This window comes from Leifsonia sp. ALI-44-B, from assembly GCF_001984125.1.
Classification (GTDB): domain Bacteria; phylum Actinomycetota; class Actinomycetes; order Actinomycetales; family Microbacteriaceae; genus Okibacterium.
On sequence record NZ_MTQL01000007.1, the window covers coordinates 21,268 to 48,028 of the forward strand.

25 protein-coding genes are annotated in these 26,761 nt (G+C 68.2%); 7 read left to right on the plus strand and 18 right to left on the minus strand.

Annotated elements, in window-relative coordinates:
- Positions 1-34 precede the first annotated feature (34 nt).
- Positions 35-1,531: an NAD-dependent succinate-semialdehyde dehydrogenase gene (locus ALI44B_RS07020; RefSeq protein WP_077054062.1), complete on the minus strand. Its 1,497-nt coding sequence runs from the start codon at positions 1,529-1,531 to the stop codon at positions 35-37.
- A complete protein-coding gene (gene gabT / locus ALI44B_RS07025; RefSeq protein WP_077054063.1) occupies positions 1,528-2,910 on the minus strand; it encodes a 4-aminobutyrate--2-oxoglutarate transaminase in 1,383 nt (460 codons plus the stop codon). Before gabT ends, ALI44B_RS07020 begins: the two co-directional genes overlap by 4 nt.
- A 154-nt stretch (positions 2,911-3,064) precedes the next feature.
- On the opposite strand from gabT, the gene ALI44B_RS07030 reads away from it, so the two are divergent.
- Positions 3,065-4,666, plus strand: coding sequence for a PucR family transcriptional regulator (locus tag ALI44B_RS07030; RefSeq protein ID WP_077054064.1), 1,602 nt, complete (start codon positions 3,065-3,067; stop codon positions 4,664-4,666).
- A gap of 13 nt (positions 4,667-4,679) precedes the next feature.
- Here ALI44B_RS07030 and ALI44B_RS07035 read toward each other — a convergent pair whose 3' ends face one another.
- The 4 genes from ALI44B_RS07035 to ALI44B_RS07050 form a co-directional block, all read right to left on the minus strand.
- Positions 4,680-5,666, minus strand: coding sequence for an alpha/beta hydrolase (locus ALI44B_RS07035; RefSeq protein ID WP_077054065.1), 987 nt, complete (start codon positions 5,664-5,666; stop codon positions 4,680-4,682).
- 140 nt (positions 5,667-5,806) lie between these two features.
- Complete coding sequence (locus ALI44B_RS07040; RefSeq protein WP_238592149.1) at positions 5,807-7,372, minus strand: FAD-dependent oxidoreductase; 1,566 nt, start codon at positions 7,370-7,372, stop codon at positions 5,807-5,809.
- A gap of 32 nt (positions 7,373-7,404) precedes the next feature.
- Positions 7,405-8,499, minus strand: coding sequence for a polyprenyl synthetase family protein (locus tag ALI44B_RS07045; RefSeq protein WP_077054066.1), 1,095 nt, complete (start codon positions 8,497-8,499; stop codon positions 7,405-7,407).
- A gap of 61 nt (positions 8,500-8,560) precedes the next feature.
- Entirely contained in the window at positions 8,561-9,277 is a 717-nt protein-coding gene (locus ALI44B_RS07050) for a demethylmenaquinone methyltransferase (protein WP_077054067.1), read from the minus strand.
- Between the two features lie 42 nt (positions 9,278-9,319).
- Between ALI44B_RS07050 and ALI44B_RS07055 the strand changes: the two genes are divergently transcribed.
- The gene (locus ALI44B_RS07055; RefSeq protein ID WP_077054068.1) at positions 9,320-10,561 is read left to right on the plus strand and encodes an isochorismate synthase; all 1,242 of its coding nucleotides are present in this window, start codon (positions 9,320-9,322) and stop codon (positions 10,559-10,561) included.
- Between the two features lie 125 nt (positions 10,562-10,686).
- Entirely contained in the window at positions 10,687-11,952 is a 1,266-nt protein-coding gene (locus ALI44B_RS07060; RefSeq protein WP_077054069.1) for an ammonium transporter, read from the plus strand.
- Between the two features lie 216 nt (positions 11,953-12,168).
- On the opposite strand, the gene menD is transcribed toward ALI44B_RS07060, so the two are convergent.
- Positions 12,169-13,920, minus strand: a complete 1,752-nt coding sequence (gene menD / locus ALI44B_RS07065) for a 2-succinyl-5-enolpyruvyl-6-hydroxy-3-cyclohexene-1-carboxylic-acid synthase (protein WP_077054070.1) — start codon at positions 13,918-13,920, stop codon at positions 12,169-12,171.
- On the minus strand, positions 13,913-14,464 hold the full coding sequence (locus ALI44B_RS15875) for a PLDc N-terminal domain-containing protein (protein ID WP_077054071.1): 552 nt from the start codon (positions 14,462-14,464) through the stop codon (positions 13,913-13,915). Before ALI44B_RS15875 ends, menD begins: the two co-directional genes overlap by 8 nt.
- 76 nt (positions 14,465-14,540) lie before the next feature.
- Here ALI44B_RS15875 and ALI44B_RS07075 point away from each other — a divergent pair, with 76 nt between their 5' ends.
- Positions 14,541-14,903, plus strand: a complete 363-nt coding sequence (locus ALI44B_RS07075) for a DUF4229 domain-containing protein (RefSeq protein ID WP_077054072.1) — start codon at positions 14,541-14,543, stop codon at positions 14,901-14,903.
- Positions 14,904-14,960: 57 nt separating this feature from the next.
- On the opposite strand, the gene ALI44B_RS07080 is transcribed toward ALI44B_RS07075, so the two are convergent.
- The 3 genes from ALI44B_RS07080 to ALI44B_RS07090 all read right to left on the minus strand — a co-directional run bounded on the left by ALI44B_RS07080 (position 14,961) and on the right by ALI44B_RS07090 (position 18,383).
- Positions 14,961-15,923, minus strand: coding sequence for a 1,4-dihydroxy-2-naphthoate polyprenyltransferase (locus ALI44B_RS07080; protein WP_077055419.1), 963 nt, complete (start codon positions 15,921-15,923; stop codon positions 14,961-14,963).
- A gap of 221 nt (positions 15,924-16,144) precedes the next feature.
- A complete protein-coding gene (locus ALI44B_RS07085) occupies positions 16,145-17,449 on the minus strand; it encodes an AMP-binding protein (RefSeq protein WP_353615669.1) in 1,305 nt (434 codons plus the stop codon).
- A gap of 28 nt (positions 17,450-17,477) precedes the next feature.
- On the minus strand, positions 17,478-18,383 hold the full coding sequence (locus ALI44B_RS07090; RefSeq protein WP_077054073.1) for a 1,4-dihydroxy-2-naphthoyl-CoA synthase: 906 nt from the start codon (positions 18,381-18,383) through the stop codon (positions 17,478-17,480).
- 33 nt (positions 18,384-18,416) lie between these two features.
- On the opposite strand from ALI44B_RS07090, the gene ALI44B_RS07095 reads away from it, so the two are divergent.
- Positions 18,417-19,409 (plus strand): o-succinylbenzoate synthase, encoded by a 993-nt coding sequence (locus ALI44B_RS07095; RefSeq protein WP_077054074.1) that lies wholly within the window; start codon positions 18,417-18,419, stop codon positions 19,407-19,409.
- 9 nt (positions 19,410-19,418) lie between these two features.
- Here ALI44B_RS07095 and ccsB read toward each other — a convergent pair whose 3' ends face one another.
- From ccsB to ALI44B_RS07120, 5 genes are read right to left on the minus strand one after another with little or no spacing between them, the layout of a single operon-like run.
- Positions 19,419-20,411: a c-type cytochrome biogenesis protein CcsB gene (gene ccsB / locus ALI44B_RS07100; protein WP_143459302.1), complete on the minus strand. Its 993-nt coding sequence runs from the start codon at positions 20,409-20,411 to the stop codon at positions 19,419-19,421.
- A gap of 38 nt (positions 20,412-20,449) precedes the next feature.
- Entirely contained in the window at positions 20,450-22,132 is a 1,683-nt protein-coding gene (gene resB / locus ALI44B_RS07105; protein ID WP_077054076.1) for a cytochrome c biogenesis protein ResB, read from the minus strand.
- Positions 22,116-22,904 carry a cytochrome c biogenesis CcdA family protein gene (locus ALI44B_RS07110; protein WP_077054077.1) on the minus strand — a complete coding sequence of 263 codons (789 nt, stop codon included), beginning with the start codon at positions 22,902-22,904 and terminating at the stop codon, positions 22,116-22,118. Before ALI44B_RS07110 ends, resB begins: the two co-directional genes overlap by 17 nt.
- Positions 22,905-22,917: 13 nt before the next feature.
- On the minus strand, positions 22,918-23,595 hold the full coding sequence (locus ALI44B_RS07115; protein WP_083709712.1) for a TlpA family protein disulfide reductase: 678 nt from the start codon (positions 23,593-23,595) through the stop codon (positions 22,918-22,920).
- Positions 23,592-24,233 (minus strand): histidine phosphatase family protein, encoded by a 642-nt coding sequence (locus ALI44B_RS07120; protein WP_077054078.1) that lies wholly within the window; start codon positions 24,231-24,233, stop codon positions 23,592-23,594. Before ALI44B_RS07120 ends, ALI44B_RS07115 begins: the two co-directional genes overlap by 4 nt.
- Before the next feature lie 58 nt (positions 24,234-24,291).
- On the opposite strand from ALI44B_RS07120, the gene aspS reads away from it, so the two are divergent.
- The gene (gene aspS / locus ALI44B_RS07125; RefSeq protein WP_077055422.1) at positions 24,292-25,632 is read left to right on the plus strand and encodes an aspartate--tRNA(Asn) ligase; all 1,341 of its coding nucleotides are present in this window, start codon (positions 24,292-24,294) and stop codon (positions 25,630-25,632) included.
- A 95-nt stretch (positions 25,633-25,727) separates the two neighbouring features.
- On the opposite strand, the gene ALI44B_RS07130 is transcribed toward aspS, so the two are convergent.
- Positions 25,728-26,045 (minus strand): Dabb family protein, encoded by a 318-nt coding sequence (locus ALI44B_RS07130; RefSeq protein WP_077054079.1) that lies wholly within the window; start codon positions 26,043-26,045, stop codon positions 25,728-25,730.
- Positions 26,042-26,296: a glutaredoxin family protein gene (locus ALI44B_RS07135; RefSeq protein WP_077054080.1), complete on the minus strand. Its 255-nt coding sequence runs from the start codon at positions 26,294-26,296 to the stop codon at positions 26,042-26,044. The genes ALI44B_RS07130 and ALI44B_RS07135 overlap by 4 nt, the downstream gene beginning before the upstream one ends.
- Before the next feature lie 138 nt (positions 26,297-26,434).
- Here ALI44B_RS07135 and ALI44B_RS07140 point away from each other — a divergent pair, with 138 nt between their 5' ends.
- Positions 26,435-26,752, plus strand: a complete 318-nt coding sequence (locus ALI44B_RS07140) for a helix-turn-helix domain-containing protein (RefSeq protein ID WP_077054081.1) — start codon at positions 26,435-26,437, stop codon at positions 26,750-26,752.
- Positions 26,753-26,761: the final 9 nt, after the last annotated feature.

Sequence of the window (26,761 nt, forward strand, 5' to 3'; positions counted from 1 at the left end):
GGTGCGTGTGCGCGGTACGTGTCGCGGTGCGCTCTTACGGGTTCGGCGTCATCGTGTACTTGGTGCTCAGGTATTCGTGGATGCCCTCGAGGCCACCCTCTCGGCCGATGCCCGACTGCTTGACGCCGCCGAAGGGTGCCGACGCGTTCGAGACGACGCCCACGTTGAGTCCCATCATGCCCGTGTCGAGCCGCTCGATCATGCGCTGTCCGCGCGCGAGGTTCTCGGTGAAGACGTAGGCGACGAGGCCGTATTCGGTGTCGTTCGCGAGGCGCACGGCATCCTCTTCGTCGTCGAACGGGATGATGGCGAGCACGGGTCCGAAGATTTCTTCGCGCAGGATGTCGCTTCCCGTCGGCACCTCGGTGATGACGGTCGGGGCGAAGAAGGTGCCGTCGCCGTCGATGGCCGAACCGCCCGTGAGCACCTGCGCGCCGCGCGTGACGGCGTCGTCGGTGAGGGTGCGGGCCTTCTCGACCGCGGACTCGTTGATGAGGGGGCCGATCGTGACGCCCTCTTCGGTGCCGCGGCCGACGCGCAGCTGCTCGACGCGTTCGGTGACGCGGCGGGCGAACTCGTCGGCGATGCCGCGCTGCACGATGAAGCGGTTGGCCGCCGTGCAGGCCTGGCCGATGTTGCGGAACTTGGCGAGCATTGCGCCGTCTACGGCCTTGTCGAGATCGGCGTCGTCGAAGATCACGAAGGGTGCGTTGCCGCCCAGCTCCATCGAGGTGCGCAGCACGTTCTCGGCGGCCTGCGCGATGAGCTTCTTGCCAACGGCCGTCGAGCCCGTGAAGCTCAGCTTGCGCAGGCGGGGGTCACTGATGATGGGTTCCGAGACGGGGCCCGAGTGCGTGGTCGTGACCACGTTGAGCACACCGGCGGGGAGCCCGGCATCCGTCAGCAGCTGCGCGAAGAACAGCGTCGTGAGCGGCGTGAGTTCGGCCGGTTTGACGACCACGGTGCAGCCGGCGGCGAGCGCTGGCGCGATCTTGCGCGTGGCCATGGCGAGCGGGAAGTTCCAGGGCGTGATGAGGTAGCAGGGGCCGACCGGATGCTGCGACACGATCGTGCGGCCGGTGCCCTCGGGGTTGACGCCGTAACGCCCCGTGATGCGCACGGCCTCCTCCGAGAACCAGCGCAGGAATTCGCCGCCATAGGCCACCTCACCGAGCGATTCGGCGAACGGTTTGCCCATCTCGAGCGTCATGAGCGTGGCGATCTCGAGCTTGCTCTCCTGCAGCAGGTCGAAGGCGCGGCGCAAGATCTCGGCGCGCACGCGCGGTGCCGTTGCGGCCCACTCGGCGGCGGCGTCGACCGCAGCGTCGAGGGCCGTGATGCCGTCCTCGGGTGAGGCATCCGCGATCGTGGCGATGGTACGGCCGGTCGCGGGGTCGGCGACGTCGAACGTGGCGCCGCCCGAGGCATCCCGCCACTCGCCGCCGATGAAGAGACCGGAGGGCAGGGAGGCGAGAAGCGTCGCCTCGTCGACGGGACGCGGGGTGGATGATGCGTTCTGGGCGGCGGTCATGCGCGGGCCTCCTGCGTGTTCTCGGTCGATGCCTGGGCGTCGAGTGCCGCCAAGACGACGTCGATGCCCTCGTTCAGAAGCGTGTCATCGATCGTCAGCGGGGGCAAGAAGCGGATGACGTTGCCGAACGTTCCGCACGTCAGCACGATGACTCCCTCGGCGTGGGCGGCTTTCGCGACGGCCTGCGTGAGCGCCGCATCCGGTTCGGTGGTGCCCGGTTTCACGAACTCGACGGCGATCATGGCGCCGCGGCCCCGGACATCCCCGATGCGGGTGTCGTGCGCCTGACGCTCGCGGAACCGGCCGGTGATGAGCTCGCCGATGGCCGCGGCGCGTTCGACGAGGTTGTCTTCCTCGTAGGTTTCGATGGCGGCGAGCGCGGCGGCGCAGGCGAGCGGGTTGCCGCCGTAGGTTCCGCCGAGGCCGCCCGCGTGCGTGGACTCCATGATCTCGGCGCGGCCCGTGACGGCCGAGAGGGGCAGACCGCCCGCGATGCCCTTAGCGGTTACGACCAGGTCGGGCACGATGCCCTCGTGCTCGCTCGCGAACATGGCGCCCGTGCGCGCGAAACCGGTCTGCACCTCGTCGGCGATGAAGACGACGCCGTTGGCGCGGGCCCACTCGACGAGCGCGGGCAGGAATCCTTCGGCGGGCACGATGAAACCGCCCTCGCCCTGGATGGGTTCGATGATGATGGCCGCCAGGTTGTCGGCGCCGATCTGCTTCTCGATGAGCTGGATGGCGCGCGCCGCGGCATCCGCACCACTCAGGCCGCCGTCGCGGAAGGGGTAGGACAGCGGGGCCCGGTAGATCTCGGAGGCGAAGGGGCCGAAACCGCTCTTGTAGGGCATGGACTTGGCGGTCAGGGCCATGGTCAGGTTGGTGCGGCCATGGTAGGCGTGGTCGAACGCGACGACGGCCTGCTTCTTGGTGTGGCTGCGCGCCACCTTGATGGCGTTCTCGACGGCCTCGGCGCCCGAGTTGAAGAGGGCCGTGCGCTTCTCGTGGCCGCCGGGGGTCAGGCGGTTGAGCGCCTCGGCCACCTCGACGTAGCTGTCGTAGGGCGTGATCATGAAGCACGTGTGCGTGAACGCGGCCACCTGGGCCTGCACGGCCTCGACCACGCGGCGAGCCGAGTTGCCGACACCCGTGACGGCGATGCCCGAACCGAGGTCGATGAACGAGTTTCCGTCGACATCAACGACCACTCCGCCGCCGGCCGCCTGGGCGAAGACGGGCATGGTGGTTCCGACGGCCGTGGGCACGGCCTGTTTCTTGCGCTCCATGAGCTCGATCGAGCGCGGGCCGGGGATGCTCGTGACGATGCGGCGTTCCTGCGCGAGGGTTTCTCCACCGATGGCGGGGGCGGTCAGGGTCATAAGATCCTCCTTCGCAGGGCGTTCAGAACGCGGCTGTCGGCGATGCTGCCGTTCACGCCATGTTAGGGACGGTGGGCGGATGCCTCGACTGCCGGTGTGTCGAAACATCCGCTCACTTTTCGACGGAATGGCACCTCGCGGTTAGGGTGGCAGCATGCGACCGGCCCTGCGTAACGTTCTCGACGCCCCCGACCTGCAGCTGACCCTCGTCGAGCCGGGCGGCCCGGGTGCCCTCGACCGCGGCATCGACTGGGTGCACGGTTCTGATCTGCTCGATCCCACGCCGTTCCTCGCCGAGGGTCAGGTGGTGCTCACGACGGGCACCCAATTCGCGGATGCCTCCGAGCCCGACTTCTCCGACTACGTGCAACGCCTCGTGCGCCGCGGTGTGCGCGGCCTCGGTTTCGGCACCGAGGTCATCCGCGCCGGAACCCCCGCGGAGCTCGTCGCCGCCTGCCGTGCCTCGGCCCTCCCCCTCTTCGAGGTGCCCTACCGCACGCCGTTCATCGCGGTGGTGCGCGCCGTCGCGGACCTACTCGACCGCGATGCCCACGAGCGCGACGACTGGGCGCGGCAGGCGCAGCGGGCGCTGTCGCTCGCGGCCCTGCGACCCCGCCCGATCGAGGCGGTGTTGGGCGAGCTCCACCGTCAGCTCGGGCATCCGGTCTTCCTCATCGGCGCGGATGCCTCGGTGCGCGAGTCGCAGGCGGCCCCGGCCGCGGTTGCGACAGCCGGCGCACGAGATGCGGGCGCCCGAGAGGCACGCGCTCGCGGCGAGGTCACCCGAGGAATGGTCGCGCGAGACGTCGTCGGCTCTGAAGCGGCGCGACTGCTCGACCGTGGCCAGCGCGCCAGCTCGTCCATCGCCGTCGGCTCGGCTGGCTCGGCCACCGGCGAACACGCCACCCTGCAAACCATCGGCCGCGCGGGCGAACTCCTCGGAGTCCTCGCCGTCACCTCCCCCACGAACGCCTCCCTCGACCGCGCCGCACAATCAGTCATCACGGGCGTCGTGGCCCTCCTCGGTCTGGCGCTCGAACACGACCGCAGCCGCGCCCGGGACGGCATCGCCCTCAGAGCCGCGCTCCTGGACGAGGCCCTGCGCGGCGCCCCCGAGACGGCAGCCCGCCTCGCCCACGACACGGGAAACCCGTTCCCCGACGAACCGCTGCAGATCGCACGCCTGCGCCAGGCAGCCTCCGAGACTGAGGTGCTGCTGCGCGACACCACGTCGGCGAGCACAGACGGCCTGGTCTTCGCATCCCGCACCGCCGACGGCCTTCTCCTCTGCGGATCGCCCGCTCGCGTCACGGCCCTTGCCGGACGCGCCCGATCGCGCGCGGCCGCCGTGGGGCTCTCGCGGCCGGTCACCCTCTCGGAACTTCCCGAGGCCGCCGAGCACGCGCAGCTCGCCTGCGCCCGCGCCGGGGCCGGCCAACTCGTGCGCTTCGACGACCTCGTGCAGAACGGTATGCGCTCGGCCCTAGACGCCGAGCGTCTGCGCGCTGTGGCCGAGGCGCTCATCGGCCCGGTGCGCGAGCATGATGCCCGGTTCCAGACCGGTTTGATTGAGGCATCCCGCGTTTGGCTCGAGAGCAACGGACAGTGGGAGAGGGCCGCGGCCGAACTCGGGATGCATCGCCACACGCTCAAGGCGCGCATCCGCCAGGTCGAGCAGCTCACGTCGACGTCGCTCGACTCGTTCGCCGCGCGCGCCGAACTGTGGTTGGCCCTCACCTCGGCCGAGGTGCCTTAGAGCGCGAGGCGTCCTAGCGGGCGAGTCCCCGCACGAACCGCGTCATTCGCGCGTAGGCGTCGCGCCGCACATCCGCCCGCGAGAGCAGGATGTCGTGTAGCGCGCCCTCGATGCGTGCAATGGTCACGGTGGGCGCCAGTTTCAGGGCGCGCATGGCGATATCGTCCACGTTCAGCACGATGTCGCTCGAGCGCATGGCCTCCGACCACACGGGCGCGATGGCCGACCGCGCCGACACCATCGTGAACACCGCCGCGTCGATCGACAACCCCATCGCTACGCGCGCGTGCCCGGCGAGCACGGCGTTCAGCCACGCGGGTCGCACGGGAAAACCGCGCTCGGGGCGCCAGTCGAGGTTGTACTCCCAATCGCCGCCCTTGGCCTTCAGCACGCTGCGGGTGTAATAGCCGAGGTCCACGTTCGGAAGCACCCGCAACGGGTCGACGCGCGCGCCGATGCCGATGAGCGGCGTGAACACCTCACGGCCGAAACCGCGCGCCTGAAATTCGAGCCACGGCGAGTTCAACACGACCGCCTCGGCGCGTCCCGGATGGCGGTCGGCCCACAGGCTCAGCGTCAGCCCGCCCGTCGAATGCCCCATCAGAATGAGCGATCGCGACGGGTGGTCGGCCTCGCCCTGCCCGATCACGCGGAGCGCCGCCTCGAGGTCCTCGTCATAGGTGGTGAGGTTGTCGACGAAACCCGGGGTCTGGCCGTCGCGCAAGCTGCGCCCGTACTTGCGCAGGTCGATGGCGTAGAAATCGGCGCCCATGCGGTGCCAATAGTGTGCGAGCTCGGTCTGGAAGAAGTAGTCCGACCACCCGTGCACGTAGAGCACGTCGGTGCGCCGGGCCGGCCGGTCGTGCAGGCCGAAGTCGGGCCCGGGCTTGTAGCGCACGAGGGTGGCCACGACCTCGCCCTCGGCGTCCGTGCCGAGCGGCAGCGTGAGCTGCTCGAAACCGGGCCCCAGGATGTCGGGGCGCCACGCTGCACCGGCCATGACGTCAGCTCACCCCATCCGTGGTGTCGTCGCTCCCCCGCACACAAACAGACATGCCCCCACCTTAGGGGTGGGGGCATGTCTGACGCTCAGCCTTATCTGGAGATCAGGCCTCTGTGAAGATCAGGCTCTTCTGCCGATCAGTCGAGATCTGAGAGCGACACCGGCTGGCTAGCCGTGGGCTTCGCGGGCTCGGACCCACCCTCGAAAGCCGAGTCGCCGGCACCGGCCTGCGGCGCCGCGTGGCGCGGACCCTGGCCGTCGTCGCTCTTCGGCGACGCGTCGGCGGGCGTGGCAGAGGCGTGCTTGGGCGCGGGACCGTTGATATCGCTGTCGGTCAGGGGCTCGTTTTCGCCGCGCGAGACGTTGACCATCTCGCCGCGGGCGACGACCTTCACGCGCACGCGACCCTCGGCCTCGCCCAAAGCCATCTCGTGCTGGTCGAGGTTGTGCCAACCGTCGAGGTCGGTGAAGCGCACGCCGCGCTCGGTCAGCAGGGCGGGGATGCTCTCCTCGGACGGGTCCTCGGGGCTCCACCAGCTGGCCTGGTCGTTGATGACGTGCGAAACCGTCTCCATGGCGTCGGACTTCGTGTGACCGATGAGGCCGACAGGTCCGCGCTTGATCCAGCCCGTGGCGTAGACGCCGTGCAGCAGGTCGTTGTCGTCGCCCGACAGCACCTTGCCCTCGTGGTTGGGGATGACGCCGTGCTTGTCGTCGAAGGGAACGCCGTCGATGGGCGAACCGAAGTATCCGACCGCGCGGTAGATCGCCTGGATCGGAACCTCGCGGATCTCGCCCGTGCCCTCGACGCCGCCCTGACCGTCGGGCCGCGTGCGCTCGTAACGGAAGGCCTGGACCTTGCCGTTCTCGTCGCCCACGACCTCGAGCGGTTTGGCGAAGAAGTGCAGGTGCAGGCGGCGGGATGCCTGGCCGGTCTCGCGTTCGCGCCACTTCTGCAGCACGCGGTCGATGACCATGACCTGCTTGTTGCTGGCGACGGCGATCTTGGATGCCTCGTCGTAGTCGAAGTCTTCGTCGTAGACGATCATGTCGACATCACGCAGCTCGCCCAGCTCGCGCAGCTCGAGCGGCGTGAACTTGACCTGCGCGGGACCGCGGCGCCCGAAGACGTGCACATCGGTAACGGGCGACTGCTTGAGTCCCTCGTAGACGTTGGCGGGGATCTCGGTCGGCAGCAGATCTTCGGCGTGCTTGGCCAGGATGCGCGACACATCGAGCGCCACGTTGCCGTTGCCGATCACGGCCACGCTCTCGGCCTCGAGCGGCCAGGTGCGCGGCACATCGGGGTGGCCGTCGAACCAGCTGACGAAGTCGGCGGCGCCGTAGGAGCCGTCGAGGTCGATGCCCGGGATGTCGAGGTCGGCGTCGCGCACGGCGCCCGTCGAGAAGATGACGGCGTTGTAGTGCTTCTTCAGATCGTCGAGCGTGATATCGGTGCCGAAGTGCACGTTGCCGAAGATGCGGATGTCGCCGCGGTCGAGCACGTCGCGCAGGGCCGTGATGATGCCCTTGATGCGCGGGTGGTCGGGCGCGACGCCGTAGCGCACGAGCCCGTAGGGCGCCGGCAGCTGCTCGAACAGGTCGATCGAGACGTCGAATTTGCGTTCGGATTTGAGCAGGATGTCGGCGGCGTAGATTCCGGCCGGTCCGGCACCGACGATGGCCAGCCTGAGCTTGGTCATGTTGTTTCCTTAGTTCGTGTGGTGGGGAGTCGTTAGTGGCTGCGGTCGACGATGGTGCCCGCGAAGCGCACGAGCGCCTCTTTCACGGGGCCCTTCGGCAGCACGTCGAGTGCGGCCACGGCTTCGTCCGCCCAGCGATGGGCTTCGGCGAGCGTGCGCTTCGTGACGTCGTGTTGGCGCAGCTCGGCGATGGCGGCGTGGAAGTCATCGGACGCGGCGGCGTCACCGTCGGCGACATCGACCCGGGATGCATCGATACCCGTCACATCCGCCTCGATCCGGCTGAGCAGCGCGGCGGCCTGCGGGTCGGTCTCGGCCTGGCGGCGCAGGTAGATGAGCGGCAGCGTGACGACACCGGCGCGAAGATCGGTGCCGGGCACCTTGCCGGTCTCCTCGGGCTGCGGCGACAGGTCGATGACGTCGTCGACGAGCTGGAAGGCGATGCCCACCTTCTCGCCGTATTCGACCATGGCCGGCTCGTATTCTTCGGGGGCGTGCGAGAACGAGACGCCGGCGCGCGCGGCCGTCGCGATGAGCGAACCGGTCTTGTCGGCCAGCACCTGGATGTAGTGGGCCTCGGGGTCGTCACCCGGCTGCACGCCGACGGTCTCGTGCAGCTGACCGAGCACGAGCCGCTCGAAGGTGTCGGCCTGCAGCAGGATGGCGCGTTCGCCGAGCGAGGCCATGAGCTGGCTGGCGCGGGCGAAGAGCAGGTCTCCCGTGAGGATGGCGACCGAGTTGCCGAAGACGGCGTGCGCACTCGGCACCCCGCGGCGTTTGTCGGCGTCGTCCATGACGTCGTCGTGGTAGAGCGAGGCGATGTGGGTGATCTCGATGGCCTCGGCGGCCGTGATGACCTCGTCGGTGACGCCGTCGCCCAGCTGCGCCGTGAGCAGCGTGAGCATGGGGCGCACGCGTTTGCCGCCCGCCTCGAGCAGGTAGCGCGTGGTGGCATCGGCGACGCTGTCGGCGAAGCCCAGCTCGCGCATGAGCCCCTCTTCGATGCGGTCGAGCCCGTCATCGATCGACGCGATCAGGTGTTTCGTGCCCGGGGACGCGAAAATGCGTTCGGTCAGGCCCAGCTGACTGGTCAGACGGCTGCCTCGACGGGTGGCGCTCGGATTCACAGCTCTAGCCTATCCATTGCGGGTGGGATGGTGGGTGCCGGTCGATGGCCGCACCCGCGGGTTACTCGGCGGCAGGAAAAGGCTTGGTCGCGCGGTGCAGTGCGACGATGCCGCCCGTGAGGTTGCGGTAGTGCACATCGGCCCACCCCGCCTCGCGCAGCCACGAGGCCAGCGTGCGCTGGTTGGGCCAGGCGTGGATGGAGTCGTTCAGGTATTCATAGGACGCCGGGTTGGAGGAGACGACCTTGGTGAGCGCCGGCATGACCTTGTTGAGGTAGAGGTCGTAGGCCGTGCGCATGGCCGGGTTGGCGGGCGTCGAGAATTCGCAGATGACGATGCGACCGCCGGGGCGCGTGACGCGCAGCATCTCTTCGAGGGCCCGGCGCGGGCGCACCACATTGCGCAGCCCGAAGGAGATGGTGGTCGAGTCGAACTCGTCGTCAGCGAAGGGCAGCTCGGTGGCGTCGGCCTCGACGAACGAGACGCGGTTGAGGTGACCGTATTTCTTCTGGCCGACAGCGATCATGCCGGGCGAGAAGTCGGCCGCGACGACCGTGGCGCCCTCGTGCGCGATGGCCGCGCTCGACGTGCCCGTGCCGGCCGCGAGGTCGAGCACCTTGTCGCCCGGGTGCGGGTCGAGCGCCTTGACCGTGGCCACACGCCAGAGCAACGCGTTGCCGGCCGACAGGATGTTGTTGGTGCGATCGTATTTCGCAGCGACCTCGTCGAACATCGCGGAGACTTGCGCGGGCTTTTTCGAGAGGTCTGCCTTGTTCATCCCCCCATCCTAGGCCGGGTTTCCGGGGCGTAGGCTGTGGGTGTGACCGATACCGAGACCCGGGTTCTAAGCGTCGAGACCATCGAGATCTCCGACCTGAAACAAATCATCCCGCTCAGCGATCCCGAGCGACCACTGCTGTGGATGCGCAAGGGGCAGGGGCTCGTCGGCATCGGCGAAGCGGTGCGCCTCGAGTTCGAGGGCCCCACGCGCATGCAAGACGCCGCGGCGGCCTGGCGCGAGCTCGTCGATGCGGCCACGGTGACCAATCCGGTCGAGCTGCCCGGCACGGGTCTCGTGGCGTTCGGCGCCTTTGCCTTCTCCGCTTCGTCGGCCGAGAAGAGCGTGCTCATCGTTCCGCGCATCATCCTCGGCAAGCGCGACGGGCGCTTCTGGGTCACGAAGATCACCGTTGCGGGCGACGATCGGCCGCTCCCCCGCCTCGAGCCGCGCGCCTTCGGCGACGAATACCGCATCTCGCTCCTGCCGGGCGACGAAGATCCGGGGGCGTTCCGCGCCGACGTCGAGACCGCCATCCAGCGCATCGTGCGGGGGGACGTGGGCAAGGTGGTGCTGGCGCGCAACCTCGTCGGGCATCTGCCGGAGGGCTCAGACATCCGCCGCGTTCTCGTCGATCTGGCCATGGGCTATCCCGATTGCTGGACGTATTCGGTCGACGGCCTCATCGGCTCGAGCCCCGAAACGCTCGTCGGGGTCTCCAATCGCACGGTCTCGGCGCGCGTGCTGGCCGGCACCATGTCACGCGGGCGGGATGCCGACAGCGATGCCGAGGCCGCGACATCCCTCGTCACCAGTGTGAAAGACAACGACGAGCACGCCTTCGCGGTGCAGAGCGTGGTTGCGGCCCTGCGCCCGCATTCGCCGCACCTCACCTGGAGCGAGCTGCCCTTCGCCCTGAAGCTGCCGAACCTCTGGCACCTGGCCACGGATGTCGCGGGCCCCCTCACCGACCGTGCGACCTCGCTCGACCTCATCGCCGCCCTGCACCCCACCGCGGCCGTCGCGGGTTTCCCCACCGACGCCGCCCTGGCGCTCATCGACGAACTCGAACCCTTCGACCGCGGGCGGTACGCCGGCCCCGTCGGCTGGGTCGACGCGGCGGGCGACGGCGAATGGGCCATCGCGTTGCGCTGCGCCCAGATCAGCCCCACGGGCGACATCACGGCCTATGCGGGCTGCGGAATCGTGGCCGAGAGCGACCCGATGAAAGAGCTCACCGAGACCAAGATGAAGTTCCGTCCCATCGTCGAAGCGTTCGGATAGACGAGTTTGTCAGCCGAAAATCTGTTTACCTGGGCGAAACACGCCCACGCCACGGGCGGAAACAAAGCTCCAGCAGGATGTGACCACGCGATAAGCAGCGCGTGCGAGCGAATGGGGTTTTCTCAATGGATCAAGGTAATACGGCGTTCTTGTTGATCGCCGCCGCCCTCGTGCTTCTCATGACGCCGGGGTTGGCATTCTTCTACGGTGGTCTCGTCAAGGCGAAGAGCGTCATCAGCATGATGATGCTGAGCTTCGGCTCGATGGGTCTCATCGGTGTGCTGTGGGTTCTCTACGGCTACGCCATCGCCTTCCCGGGTGCCGAGGGAACACTGTTCCCCTGGGCCATCGACGGATCGGCTCTCGGACTGAACAGCCTGCTCGAAACGCCTGAGGGCGCGGCCTACCCGCCGCTCGCCTTCGTGGCCTTCCAGGCGACGTTCGCCATCATCACGGTCGCCCTCGTCTCGGGCGCCATCGCCGACCGCGCCAAGTTCGGCAGCTGGATGGTGTTCGCCGGTGTCTGGGCGACCGTCGTCTACTTCCCGGTCGCCAGCTGGGTCTTCAACTTCGGCCTCGCCGAAGACGGCAGCTTCGCCTACGGCGGTTGGATCACGCACGGCCTGCAGGATGTCTTCGGGGTCGGTGCCATCGACTTCGCCGGTGGAACCGCGGTTCACATCAACGCCGGTGCCGCCGCCCTGGCCCTCGCCCTCGTCCTCGGACGTCGCGTCGGATTCCAGAAGGGCGCGAACGTGCCTCACAACCCGCCGTTCGTCCTCCTCGGCGCCGGTCTGCTCTGGTTCGGATGGTTCGGCTTCAACGCCGGTTCGGAACTCGCCGCCGACGGCACCGCCGCCCTGGCCTTCGTCAACACCATCGCCGCCCCGTCGGCCGCTCTCCTCGCCTGGTTGATCGTCGAGAAGGTCAAGGACGGCAAGCCCACCTCGGTCGGTGCCGCCTCCGGTGCCGTCGCGGGTCTGGTCGCCATCACTCCGGCCTGCGCCTCGCTCCACCCCGTGTGGGCCATCGTCCTCGGCCTCGTCGCCGGTGCCGTCTGTGCCTTGGCCGTCGAGCTGAAGTTCAAGCTCGGCTTCGACGACTCGCTCGACGTGGTCGGCATCCACCTCGTCGGTGGTCTCATCGGAACGCTGTACCTCGGCTTCTTCGCCAACAACACCGGCCTCTTCATGGGTGGCAACGGAGCTCAGCTGCTCGTGCAGGCCATCGCGGCCTTCTCGGTCATGATCTACTCCTTCGTCCTCGCCTACCTGATCGGCTTCGTCATCCAGAAGACCATGGGCTTCCGGGTGAAGAACGAGGACGAGATCGCGGGCATCGACACGTCGGTCCACGGCGAAGAGGGATACGTGCTCACCGACGCACGCTAACCCTTCGTCCCTCGACGAAAACCCCCAATCGCGGGTCTGGCTTCGGCCGGGCCCGCGATTGTCATTTGCCGGCCGGGCCCAGAATTATCGTTTGCCGGCGGGTGCGCCTACGGGTGCGACTGTGGCTGCGCCTGCGGGTGCGGGTGCGGCTACGGATGCGGCCCCGGTGCCGATTCGGCGCCTGCGCGATCGTCGACGACCGACCGTCTCAGACCGTCAGCGGTCGAGCGGAACTTCGATGACCACCGGGCGCTCGACGGGCGCGGTCAGGGCCTGGTCGAGCTCGGCACGCGTCTTCGCGCGCACATAACCCCAGCCGAAACCCTCGGCGAGCTTCTGGATGTCGACGCGCTGCGGTGTGTAGAGGACGCGCCTCATGGCCTCGGGCGCGGCGCTGGCCGCCACCTCGAGTCCGTCGAAGATGGTGCCGCCGCCGTCGTTGCCGACGATGACCTGCAGGCGCGGCATCCGCTCGTCGTGGCCGGGCAAAAGCGCGCCGATGTCGTGCAGGAACGTGAGGTCGCCGACGAGAACGCGCGTGACGCCGGGCGACCCGTCGGCCTGGCTGGCGAGCGCGATGCCCGTGGCCGTGGCCGTGGTGCCGTCGATGCCGGCGAGCCCGCGGTTGGCGTGCACGCGCACCTTCTTGCCGCCGAGCACCTGATCGGCCTCGCGGATGAGGCGGGATGCCCCGAAGACGAGTCGGTCGTGCGGCCACGTGGCGCGCCACACCGCTTCGACGAGCAGGCGCCGGTCGAGCGGGCGACGAATCGCGGCGAACTCGGCCTGGGCGAACGCGAGTCGCTGGGCGGGGTCGTGCGAGTGCCCGGCCTCGAGGTCGGGGGCGACATCGTCGTCCTGCGCCGCGAGCACGGCTCGGGATGCGACCACCCAAGCGCCGAGCCACGCCCGGTCGACGGGGCCCGATGTCACCGACACCTGCCCGACCACGCGCGCGTTTCGGCCGGGATCGTAGGCTTCGGCACCGTGCGGGGCCACGACGATGGTCTCGACATCCGCTCGTTTTAGCAGCGCCGGCACCTGGCGGGAGAGCGTGGGATGCCCGAAGACGATGGCGCGTTCGATGCGCCCGCCGAGCTCGGGGTCGTCGAGGAGTGGGCGGTAGCCGGCGACCAGGTTGCGGCCGAAGCGGGAGCCGCTCGTGACCTCCGCGATGAGCGGCCACCCGCCCGCGTGGGCGACGTCCTCGGCGGCAGGGCCAGCCGCGTTGCCGGCGATGACGACGGTGCGCGGCCCGCGTTCGACGAGCAGCGTTGAGCGACGGCGGCGGTCGCTCTGCGTCGCGGCGTCGCCGGAGGAGGCCGGGGCGTCGAGGTGGGCGCGCACGCGCTCGAGTTCGAGCTCGTCTTCGGCGTCGGAGACGGAGGACAGCGGTTCGCGGAACGCGAGGTTCAGGTGCACGGGGCCCGGGCCCGCGACGCCCTTCGTCGTGCCGACGGCGTGTGCCCAGGACTCGCTCGCGAGCGCAGCCGGGTCGAGCGCTTCGTCGCTGGGGTTGGTGCGGAAGCCCGCAGCGGGACCGGGAGCGGGCACATCCGTCGTGAAGCGGGCGGCTCGGCCGAAAATGGCCGGCTGGTGGGTGGTCTGATTCGAGCGGATGCCGCGCAGCTCGGTCGGTCGGTCGGCCGTGAGCAGCAGCATGGGCACGCCGCTGTGGTGCGCCTCGAGCACGGCGGGGTGCAGGTTGGCCACGGCCGTTCCGCTCGTCACGACCACGGCGGCCGGGACGCCCGATTCGGCGGCCAGCCCCAGCGCGAGGAATCCGGCGACCCGTTCGTCGAGTCGCACATGCAAGTGCAGCAGGCCGGCGCGCTCGTATTCGGCGGCCGCGAGGGCGAGCGCTTGGGAACGCGATCCGGGGCAGAGCACCAGATCACGCAGGCCGAGGCGCACGTATTCGCCCAGGAGGCGAACGGCGAAGCGGGTGCTGGGCGAGGACTCAGACATCCGCTCGGCCTGCGCCGGGCTCGTCGTCGGAATTGCCGCGCTTGGCCGTGCCGTCGTCGGTGCCGGTCGGCTCGTCGCCGGTGCCCGGCTCAGGTTCGGGTTCTGAAGCCGTGGGCTGAGTCGAGGATGCACCGGACGAGGGTGCACCTGTCGAACCGGCGCCTGTCGATCCGCGGGAGGGGCCGGCAGCCGCGGGACCAGACGATCCGTCAGCGGGACCCTCGGAGTCGAGTGCCGCGAGTTCTTCTTCGAGACGGCGGATCCGCTCGTCTTGATCGGGATCGGCCGCGGACGACGAGGAGCGGCCGAAGAATTCGGGGTTGTCGTCGGGCGGAAGCTGACGCGTGCGCGTCTGCGCCTGGCGGCCGCGCCCGATGAGGAACCACAGCACGACACCCACGACGGGAAGCACCAGGATGATGACGAGCCAGGCCGGTTTGGGCAACCCTCGCACTCGATCGTGGGCGAGCATGGCGCAGTCGATGACCGCGTAGATCGTTGCGACCACGACGACGACGACGAGTCCGAGCAGCAGGCGTGCCATCCCCCCATGTTAGTCGGCGCGTCTGAGCCTTTTCTCCACGGCGGCGGCTCCCAGCGGCCCGACTTACACTGGTGGAGTGAAACGCATCTCCCCGGTCCTCGTCTTTACGGTCTTTCGGCTTCTCACATTCGCCGTGCCCCTGACGGCGCTGCTGCTGATGCAGATCAACCCGCTCATCGCCACGCTGCTCGCAGCGCTCATCGGCGTGAGCCTGTCCTACATCTTCCTGCGCCCACAGCGCGAGCAGGTGTCGCGCGAGCTCTATGCGCGCCGCCACGAGGGAAAGACCTCGCCGCACGCCCACGATGACGAAGACGCCGAAGACGCGATCCATACCGACAGCACGGATGCCGCGGCCGCACGCCCGGCCTCGGAGCACCGCCCCGCCACCGACGTCGCATCGCCCGCCGACACGAAACCGGCCGCAAACGAGCGCTGAGCCTGGCTCAACCACCCGTCGCGGCCGGCGTTGTGACGCGGTGTCGCTGCGACCCTCTTACTGACCGCCGCTGTACAGCCAGAAAGCCACAAACAGGGCGATCGCGTAGAACAGCTGCGCCACCCCGGTGAGCTTCAGCACGAGGATCAGTTCGCGCGGCGTGCGCGCGGTCGCCGTGATGATGCACGCGGGCAGCGCGGCCAGCAACACGAACATGGCGAACCACGCGGCCGGGTAGAAGAGCGCGAGAACGCCGGCGATGACGAACGGCACGAGCATCAGCACGATGTAGAGCACGCGCGTGGCCGTGGCGCCGATGAGCACCGAGAGCGTGCGCTTGCCCGACATCCGGTCTTGTTCGATGTCGCGCAGGTTGTTGACGACGAGGGCGGCCGTGGCCATGAACCCGACCGCGATGGCACCGAACCAGGCCTCTTGGTTGAGCTGGTAGACCTGCACGAACGTGGTGCCGAGCGTGGCGACGAGTCCGAAGAAGACGAACACGAACACCTCACCGAGGGCGTTGTAGCCGTAGGGGCGCTTGCCGCCCGTGTAGAACCAGGCGGCGACGAGGGCCGCGGCGCCGACGATGAGCAGCCACCAGAGGCCCGAGACCACCGTGAGCACGAGACCGGCGACGGCCGCGATGCCGAAGAAAACGAGGGCAACCGTGAGCACGGCCTTGGCCGAGGCTTTGCCGCTGCCGACGAGGCGCTGCGGGCCGACACGGTTGTCGTCGGTGCCGCGGATGCCGTCGGAGTAGTCGTTGGCGAAGTTCACGCCGATCTGCAGGGCCACCGAGACGATGAGGCACAGAAGCGCGCGCACGGGATGGTAGACGCCCGGCTCGCTCGCCACGATCGCGGCACCGGTTCCCACGATGACGGGCGAGATCGACAGCGGCAGGGTGCGCACGCGCGAACCGTCGATCCAGTCGGCCAGTGTGGCCTTCTTCACGGCGTCGTAACGTCGCGCTGCGGGGTTGCCGCTCTTGCCGCGCCCGCTGGTCTTGGTGCGCACCGTCTTGTCGGCGTCCGCGTTGCGGCCGTTGACGTTGCGGGGGTCGACCGACCTCGTCGCGTCGATGCGTTGCTGCTTGGGTCGTTGCTGCTTGGGCGCCACTACCGTCTCCTTCGGGTCCGGAGCGAGTTTACGACACCGGGCTATGCCGGCGGGTTCACCGCGGTGCGTCGGGGGCTGGCGAGCGCGATCGGGCGGGCACCGTTGGTCGCGTCGGCGGTTCACCGAGCGCGCGCGATGGCACCTTCGACGAGCGAGCGGATGCGGCGGCGGTCGGGTTTGCCCGACGACAACGTGGGCATCGTGCCGAGCGTCACGACCGCGGCCGGCTGGGCGGCGACCCCGATGAGCGCCGCGACGTGCGCTCGGACCGCGGCTCGAGCATCCGAATCGGCATCGGCATCGGCACCGCCATCGGCGAAGAGGGCGATGACGGGAACCTGACCCCAGCGCTCGTCGTGGACGCCCACGACAATGGCCGTGCCGAAGCCGTCGAGTGCGCGCACGGCCTCCTCGACGCGGTCGAGGGACACGTTCGTGCCGCCCGAGATGATGACGTTGTCGATGCGGCCGGTCACCGCGACCTGGCCCGCATCGACCGTGCCGGTGTCGCCCGTGCGGTACCAGCGCCGCAGGATGCCCTCCGCGTCGGGGGCACGGTGGAAGGCCGCATCCGTGCGCTCGGGGTCGCCGAGATAGCCGTCGGCGAGCATGGGGCCGGCGAGTTCGATCTGGCCTTCAACGACCCTCGCCTGAGCGCCCGGCAGAGGGACGCCGTCATAGACGCAGCCGCCCGCGGTTTCACTCGACCCGTAGGTGCGCACGACGCGTGCGCCCAGCCGATCGGCGCGCTCGGCGAGCACGGCGTCGAGGCGCTGACCGCCGATCAGGATGGCGTCGTAGCTCTGCAGGGCGCGGCGCACGCGGCGCGAATCGGTTGCCGCATCGACCAGGGTGAGAAGCTGGGCCGGCACGAGCGAGGTGAAGCGCAGGTCGCCGTCGAGACGCGACGTCGCGACGGCGAAGGCCCTGGCGTCGAACGGCCCGGGCGGCAGCACCTCGGGCGTCGTGCCGGCCGCGAGGGACCGCGCGAGCACCTGCACCCCGGCGACATAATGCGTCGGCAACGCGAGCAGCCACTGCCCGGGCCCGCCGAGAACGGTCTCGGAGGCGGCGACACTCGCGAGCACGGCGTCGGCCGAGAGCACCACACGCTTGGGGATGCCCGTCGAACCCGACGTCTCGATCACGAGCGCGGTCGACTGGGGGACGGTGTCCGGCACCTCTTGCCCCTCGGCACCGAGAACGTTCGACGGGCGCGTCGGCCTGACGGAAGGGATCGACGACGACCTCGCCGCTGACCGAGACGCAGACGAACCCGGAGGCTGAGATGCGGCCGCAGCCGCAGCCACATTTGTGGCAGCCACCGGCAGAATGGCGGGCCCCGACCGATCGAGCGCGCCCCGCAGAGCCTGCATGACGGCCATCGGGTCAGCGGCCGACACGCGCCGCAGCTGTCTCGTCATGCCGCCACCGCCACGGTGTGCAAACGGCTCAGTACTGCCACGGGTACGGACCCCAGTCGGGCGCCCGCTTCTCGAGAAAGGCGTCCCGCCCCTCGACGGCCTCGTCGGTGCCGTAGGCCAGGCGCGTCGCCTCGCCCGCGAAGACCTGTTGGCCAACCATCCCGTCGTCGACCGCGTTGAAGGCGAACTTGAGCATGCGGATGGCGGTGGGCGACTTCGTGAGAATCGTGCGCGCCCAGCGGATGGCTTCGACCTCGAGCTCCTCGTGCGGAACCACGGCGTTCACGGCACCCATCTGATACGCGCGCTCGGCCGAGTACTCTTCGGCGAGGAAGAAGATCTCGCGCGCGAACTTCTGCCCGATCTGCCGCGCGAAGTAGGCGCTGCCGTAGCCGGCGTCGAACGAACCGACATCCGCATCGGTCTGCTTGAACTTGCCGTGCTCGCGGCTGGCGATGGTGAGGTCGCAGACCACGTGCAGCGAGTGCCCGCCACCGGCCGCCCAGCCCGGCACGACCGCGATGACGACCTTGGGCATGAAGCGGATGAGGCGCTGCACCTCGAGAATGTGCAACCGACCGCCGCGCGCCGCATCGACGCCCGCGGCCGTCTCGGAGTCGGAGTATTTGTAACCGTCGCGCCCGCGGATGCGCTGGTCTCCGCCCGAGCAGAACGCCCAGCCGCCGTCTTTCGCGCTCGGGCCATTGCCGGTCAGCAGCACGACGCCGATGCGCGAGTTCAGCCGCGCGTCTTCGAGCGTGCGATAGAGCTCGTCGACCGTGTGCGGCCGGAACGCGTTGCGCACCTCGGGCCGGTTGAAGGCCACGCGCGCGATGCGGCCGTCGAGGCTGTGGTGGTAGGTGATGTCGGTGAGGGTGTCGAACCCGTCGACGGTGGTCCACTGGCTCTCGTCGAAGATCTCGGAAACGCTCATGCAGCCAGTCTAGACACGCGACAGAATGGACCCATGACGCCCAACCTCGAAGATGTGTTGGCCACCCTGCGCGTGGTTGCCCTGCCCCTGACGACGCGGTTTCGCGGGGTGACGGTGCGCGAGGCCGCGCTCTTCGAGGGCCCGAACGGCTGGACCGAGTTCTCGCCCTTCGTCGAGTACGACGACGCCGAGAGCGCCCTGTGGTTGCGAGCGGCCCTCGAATACGGCTGGGGCGAGCTGCCCGTTGCGCGCCGCACGTCGGTCGCCGTGAACGCCACGGTTCCGGCCATAGCGGCCCAGGATGTCGCGCGCGTCCTCGCCCGCTATGACGGGTGTCGCACGGCCAAGGTCAAGGTCGCCGAGCGCGGCCAGACCCTCGACGACGACATCGCGCGCGTGCGGGCCGTGCGCGAAGTCATGGGGCCAGAGGGACGCATCCGCATCGACGCCAACGCGGGGTGGAACGTCGACGAGGCGGAGCACGCCATCCACGCGCTGTCGACGTTCGACCTGGAGTATGTTGAGCAGCCCTGCGCCAGCATCGAGGAGCTCGCCGACATCCGGCGCCGTGTGAAGTACGCCGGCATCCCGATCGCCGCCGACGAGAGCGTGCGCAAGGCCGACGACCCGTTGCGGGTTGCACGGGCGGGGGCTGCAGACATCCTCATCGTCAAGGTGCAGCCGTTGGGCGGCGTCACGCGCGCGCTCGACATCGTGGCTCAGGCCGGCCTGCCCGCGGTCGTCTCGAGCGCCCTCGACACGTCGGTCGGCATCGGTATGGGCGCGGCTCTCGCGGCGGCGCTTCCCGAGCTCGATTATGACTGTGGGCTCGGAACCGCGGCGTTGTTCTCGCACGACGTCACGTCGAACCCCCTCGTGCCCGTGGGCGGCGCGCTCGAACCGCGTCGCGTCGCCGTCGACGAGGCGGCAGCCGGCCAGGTCGAGGCGGATGCCGAGCGAACCGAGTGGTGGCGCAACCGCCTCACCCGCTGCTTCGCGCTCGTCAAAGCGGACGGCTCGGCATAGACAGACGACCTAGAGACCCGAGTACGCGTGCAGACCCTTGAAGAAGATGTTCACGATCGTGAAGTTGAACATGACGGCCGCGAAGCCGATGATCGCGAGCCACGCGCTGCGTGAGCCCCGCCATCCGCGTGTCGCCCGGGCGTGGATGTAGCCCGCGTAGATCACCCAGATGATGAAGGTCCACACCTCTTTGGTGTCCCAGCCCCAGTAACGACCCCACGCGCGCTCGGCCCAGATGGAACCGGCCATGAGCGTGAACGTCCAGAAGATGAAGCCCACGATGTTCACGCGGTAGGCAAGATTCTCGAGGCGCTCGGACGAGGGCAGCGTGGCCAGGAACTTGAGCTTGAGCAGCTTGAGGTCTTTGCCCGCCAGCTCGCGTCGGTGCTGGAAGAGCTGGATGCCGCTCAGCGCGAAGCCCAAACCGAAGAACGCCGTGCCGAGGCTCGCGACGAAAACGTGGATGATGAGCCACGCCGACTGCAGGGCGGGCGGCAGTGGCACGACGGCCACATAGAAGTTCACGCCCGAGACGCCCAGCAAAATGAGCACGAGGCCCATCACGAAGGTGCCGAGGAACCGCAGGTCGACCTTGACGATGACCATGAGGAACACCATGACGATGAGCAGCGTGCCCGTCATGGCGAACTCGTACATGTTTGCCCACGGCACGCGCTGGGCGCTGATACCGCGCGTCACGTCGGCCGTGGCGTGCAGCAGGAAGCCGATGATGGTCAGCGCGACGCCGATGCGCAGCGTGGCCGAACGCTTGGGCGTGACGTCACTCGCGTCTTCGTCGACGCGCTCGATGGTGGCCGTCGAGGACGCGCGCGCGGTCGTCGTGGTCGCGGCGGAACCGGCCGATGCGACCTGGGACCCATCGGCACGCGAACCGACGCCGGATGCCTGCGCGGCCTGCTCATCGGCGTAAGCACTCACCTCGGCCGACCGCTTTGCCAGGTCGAGCGCGAAGGCAATGAAGGCGAGCGCGTAGATGGCCATGGCCGACCACAGGCTCAGCACCGAAAGTTCGTCGAGATTCACTTCTTAACAGTACCTCTCAGATCGCGCGGCACGCCCAGGATGGTTCCGTGCCGATAGGCAATCGCGTCGACGGCTTGTCGCAGCCCGGGGTCTTCTCCGCGGGCGAGTCCCGCGTATTGCAGCGTGACGCTGCCGTCTTCCTTCTCGACGGCCTTGACCCACACGCGCCGGCGGGGCACGAAGAGCGAGGTCAGCAGGCCGAGCATCACGAGGATGGCGAACAGCAGCACGAATCCCTGCGACGGGTCGTGGTGCACGTCGAGCGAGACGAATCGCGGCACGGTGTTGTCGAAGTTGCCCGCCGCCTGCTGCGGTGAGGCGTTCTCGAACGTGACGGTGCCCATTCCGTTCGGCAGGTCGGAGGTCTGGCCCGGCTGCAACTCGATCGAGTCGACATCCGTTTTGCCGCCCGTGAGCTGGGTCATGCCATCCGTCACCAGTTCATAGACCGATTTCGGTGCGCCCTCGTCGATGCCGAGGTCGCCCTTGTAGACGTTGAGCGTGAGCAGCGGGTAGACGAGGTCCGGATAGGTGGAGGTATAGGCACCGGACTCGTTCTTCACGGCCGTGGGGTAGAAGAACCCGATCATGCCGAGCTGGTCGGAGAGGCCATCCGGAACCTTGACGACGCCGATCGACGTGAGGTTGGCATCTTGCGGCAGGAACGGCACCGAATCGGTGAAGACCACGTTGCCCTGCGGGTCTTTGACCGTGATCTTGGGCGCATAGCCGTTGCCGAGCAGGTAGACGTCGGTGTTGTCGTAGCGCAGGGGCTCGTTCACCTTGATGGTCTGTTTCTCGGGCTCCTGGCCGGGCGAGCGCGTCGTGACCTTGGCCGTGAAGTCAATCGGCTGGCCGTAGGCGTCGAGGTTCTGCTTCTCGTATTCGACGGCGAAATCATCCACCGTGAGGGCATAGGGCGACAGGGTGTCGGGATTGAAGAAGCGGCCCGGGTTGAACGAGTTGTAGTCGAGCAGGGTGTTGACGAAGGTCTGCCCCTCGACAAGAACGCGCTGCCCGGCATAGCCGAAACCGCCGCCAACGCCGATGGCTAGCAGGATGCCGACGAGCGCCGAGTGGAAGACCAGGTTTCCGGTCTCGCGCAGATAACCGCGTTCGGCCGACACCGAGAGCGAACCGCCGCCCTCGTACATCTCGACGCGATAGCCCGACTTCTTCAGCAGCGTGCGGGCCGACGAGATGGCGGATGCCGCGTCAGCACCCTCGACGGTCTGTTCCGTGTAGGAGTCCAACCGGTTGAGCCGGGCGGGCGTGCGCGGAGGCCGCGCGCGCATGGCCTGGAAGTGGTGCTTGGTGCGCGGGATGACGCAGCCGATCAGCGAGATGAAGAGCAGCAGGTAGATCGCGGAGAACCACGCCGAACCGTAGACGTCGAAGAACTGCAGATTGTCGAGCACGGGTGCGAGCGACGGGTTGTCGCGGAAGTACTGCGTGACGCCGTTGGGGTCGGAGCTGCGCTGCGGCACGAGCGAACCCGGCACGGCCGCGATCGCGAGCATGAGCAGCAGGAACAGCGCCGTGCGCATGCTCGTCAGCTGGCGCCAGGCGAACCGGATCCAGCCGACGAACCCCAGTTTGGGCTGCTCGACGAAATTGTCTTCGTTGGTCGGCTGCCGTTTGGCGCTGCCGGAGTCGACGTAATCAGAGGGGCGTGACAAAGCCTTGGATCACCATCCCGAGTTGTGACATGAGTTTTCCCCAAATGCCGGAGACCATCAGGATGCCGATGATCATGAGGAGGACGCCGCCCGCGATGTTGATGGCGCGGATGTGGCGCTTGAGGAAAGCGATGGTTCCGGTCATCCAGCTGAGGCCGAGGGCCACCAGCACGAAGGGGATGCCGAGCCCGATGCAATAGAACAGGCCGAGCAGGGCGCCGCGGCCCGTTGAACCAGAGTTGAGGCTGAGGCCCGTGATGGCGGTCAGGACGGGCCCGAGGCACGGCGTCCAACCGATCGCGAACACGATGCCGAGGAGCGGTGCACCGGCCAGCCCCGTCGCGGGGCGGAACGACGGCTTGATGGTGCGCTGCATGAACGACACCTGGCCGACGAAAACGAAGCCCATGACGATGACGACCGCGCCGAGGATGCGCGTGATCAGGTCTTGCCACTGCACGAAGAACGCGCCGACCGTGCCGACGAACGCGCCCGTGAGCACGAAGACGAGCGTGAAACCGGCGATGAAACCGGCCACCCCGAGCAGGAGCCGCGGCTTGCCGGGCTGCAGGCGGGCTGGCCGGGCCGAGGCACCGGACGGACGTGAGGCGGCACCGGGTTTGGCGGCTGTTGACATGCCGCCTACATAGGCCAGATATCCCGGCACCAGCGGCAGTACGCAGGGCGAGGCAAACGAGATGAGGCCCGCGAGCAGAGCGATGGGGATGGCCGCGACCAGCTGCCCGTTCGCGACGATGTCACCCGGGTTCACGAGGTGGCCCCGGTCATTCGGCTATCGTTTCGCGCACCAGGGTGTCGAGGATCGACTCGGCGGGCAGCTGACCCAGGATGCGGCTCGCCACGCGTCCCTCCTTGTCGAGGACGATCGTGGTGGGCACGGCCTTCGGCGGCACGGAACCCGTGAACGCTAGCTTCACCGAACCCGAGTCGACGTCGAGGATCGAGGGGTAGGTGATGCCGTAGGTCTTGTTGAACGAGGTGGCGGTCTCGGCCTGGTCGTAGACGTTGACGCCCACGAAGCTCGCGCCCTTGCCCTCGTACTTCTCGTTCAGCTCTTGCAGCTGCGGCGCCTCGGCGCGGCACGGGGCACACCCCGCGTACCAGAAGTTCACGACCGTGACCTGGCCCGCGAGATCGGCCGAATCGATGGTCTCGCCGCTCTCGTCGACGCCCGAGAACGAGATCTTCTCGCCGCGCTCGTCGACGGGGATAGTGGTGACGCTGCCGTCGCCCGCGATGTAGCCCTTGTCGCTGCCCTCTTTGTATTGAGCGGCCAGCGGGTCGGCCGAGCAGCCCGCGAGTCCGAGGGTGGCGACGATCGAGACGGCCAGGGCGACGGTTGCGAACCGGCGGCGCGGGCGCTGCGGCGCGCGGGAACCGCCAGGTGCGCCTACTGCGGACGGGGTCGTGACGAGTGAGGACGACGAACGTGCGCGGGTCATACTGCTCCTACGTCGATGGCCCCGGCGGCGAGTCCGGCCGCGGGGTTCGAATATCCGACCTCGATGAACGAATCCCCTACTCGCTCGAACGAGGTGATGCTGGACAGATCGCAGCGGCGGCGGCGAGGATCGTGCGCCAGCTGCTCGCCCGCGATGAAACGGTGGGTGGTCCAGATGGGCAACTGGTGGCTGACCATGACGACGTCACCCTCGCCATCCGCCACCTCGTTCCAGGCATCTTCCATCGCGCGCACCATGCGGTCGGCGATCGAGAGGTAGGGCTCGCCCCAGCTCGGCACCGACGGCGCGCGCAGCACGGGCCAGTTGAGCGGGTTGCGCAGCGCACGCGACATGACCTTGCCCTCGAAGTGGTTGGTCGGCTCGATGATGCGTGCCTCGGTGCGGATGTCGAGATCCGTCAGCTCAGCGATGGGTGCAGCCGACTCTTGGGCGCGCTGCAGGGGCGATGCGTACACCCGGGCGATCGGACGCTCGCGGGCGACAAGGTCGTCGGCGGCACTCCGGGCCATGAGCTCACCGCGTTCGGAGAGTCGGAAACCGGGGATGCGGCCGTACAACACACCCGAGGGGTTGTACACCTCACCGTGTCGAACGAGATGAATCTGGCTAGCTCCCACCTGGCAAGTCTACGTTCGACTCGGCTGGGAATACGCCACACCGGTAGGCTTGGTCCTCGTGAACGAACGAGTACTCATCAAAGACCTGTCCGCCCTGCCCGAAGGCCCCGTCACGGTGTCCGGATGGGTCGATACCGTTCGCGACCAGAAGAAGGTGCAGTTCGTCGTGCTGCGCGACGAATCGGGTGCCGTGCAGATCGTCAACCCGGCCACCCGCGAGGTCGCCGAAGACGACGCATCCTCGGCCGAGCGCGTCGCTACGACCGAGGCCATCTCGGGCCTCAGCCAGGGTTCCTTCATCACGGTCACGGGCACGCTCAAGCACGACGAGCGCGTGAAGCTCGGCGGCCTCGAGGTCAAGCTCGCCACGATGGATGTCGTCAGCCACGCCATCCCCGAAACCCCCATCGCCGCCGACTCCTCGCTCGACAAGCGCATGGACTGGCGTTTCATCGACCTGCGTCAGCCCAAGCAGAACCTCATCTTCCGCATCCAGACCACGTTCGAGCACGCCCTGCGTCAGTACTGGATCGACAACGACTTCATCGAAATCCACACGCCCAAGCTCATGGCGAGCGCGAGCGAGTCGCGCGCCGAGCTGTTCGAGGTCGAGTACTTCGACACCAAGGCCTACCTGGCGCAGAGCCCGCAGTTCTTCAAGCAAATGGCGCAGCCCGCCGGTTTCGGCAAGGTCTTCGAGGTCGGCCCCGCCTTCCGCGCCGACCCCTCGTTCACGTCGCGTCACGCGACGGAGTTCACGAGCATCGACTCCGAGATCAGCTGGATCGACAGCCACGAAGACGTCATGCAGCTGCACGAAGACCTCATCGTCGCCGGCTTCACCGCGGTCGCCGAGAAGCACGGCGACGCGATCCGCGAGCTGTTCGGCCTCGAGGTCACCGTGCCGTCGACGCCGTTCCCCCGCATTCCCCTCGCCGAGGCGAAGCGCATCGTCGCCGAGCGCGGCTACGAGGTGCCCCGCGCCGACGACGACATGGACCCCGAGGGCGAGCGCCAGATCGCGGCCTACGTGAAAGAGGAGTTCGGGCACGAGTTCGTGTTCCTCACCGACTACGCCTCGAGCATCCGGCCGTTCTACCACATGCGCAACGACGAAGACGGCTCGCTCACCAAGAGCTACGACCTCATCTTCAACGGCGTCGAGATCTCGACGGGTGCTCAGCGCGAGCACCGCGTCGACGTGCTCATCGAGCAGGCCAAGGAGAAGGGCCTCGAGCCCGAGGAGCTCGAGTTCTACCTCGACTTCTTCCGCTACGGCGTTCCCCCGCACGGCGGCTTCGGCATGGGTCTCGCGCGCGTGCTCATGCTGATGCTGCACGAGACGTCGATCCGCGAGGTCACGTACCTGTTCCGCGGCCCGACCCGCCTCGCGCCGTAGCAAGCGGGGCGCCCGCCCAGAGAACTGCTGCCGAAGGCGGAGGAGAGCGTTGCTCCTCCGCCTTCGGTATTTGTGCTGTGGGCTCGAATCGCGCTCTACGCGCTCTGTGGCAACGTGTAGTCGATGGCCGAACGCTCGGTGACCAGCGTGCGGATGACGGCCGCCGCGGCCTGGTGCGCCGGGTGAACCTGGTAGGCCTGCAGGTTCGCTGCGTCGGCGAACTCGGACACGAGCACGACATCCCAGTTGCCCGGGGTGTCGTGCAGGTCGATGCCGACCTCGAGACGTTCGACGATGTCGCCGAGTTGCGGCACGAGAGCGGTCAGCTCTTCACGGATGCGGGTGGCATCTTCGGCCTTCTGCTCGACGCTCGGCGCACCGAGCTTCCAGGTCACGATGTGGCGGATGGTCATCGGGCTTCCTCCAGTGCTCGGGCGAGGCGCGCCGGGTCGATGCGCCAGTAGTTGTGGACTTTTCCGTTGATGAGCACCACGGGGATCTCCTCCCAGTAGCGGTCGAACAGGGCCGGATCGTCGAGAATGGACAGCTCTTCGCGAACGGGAGCCTTATCACCGAGGGGCGCAGTGACCTGGTCGATGACGGCTCGCGCATCGTCGCACAGGTGGCAATCGGGCTTGCTGATGAGGGTGAGAGTCGTCGTCACGACTTCAGCCTAATCTGACGCGGAGGTCGGCGACAGTTCGCTGGGATCACACGCACACAGGCTCTAGAGCATTTATGTTTATAAACATAATGCGCGCGCTCTCTGTGTTATTTTCGTATGAGAGACCATCATGGGACTATGTCTGCGTTCCACTCCGAAGCCGCCCATGTTTTGGGCGCGCGTATTCGTGAGGCTCGGAATCAACGCTCCCTCACGCTCGAAGACCTGGGAGCGCTCGCGGGCGTGCACTGGACCAACATCGGCAAGATCGAGCGCGGGCAGGTGCATCCGAGCGTCGAGACGCTCGTCCGCCTCGCGAGCGCCATGGATGCCGACCCCAAGGTTTTCGTCACCGGCCTCACGGCCGATATGTATCCGCGGCCGCGGCACAAGCTCACGGCCAACGATCTGATCCGCGAACGCGAAGAGCGAAGCCGGCACCGCGACACCGAATAGTGTCGGCCG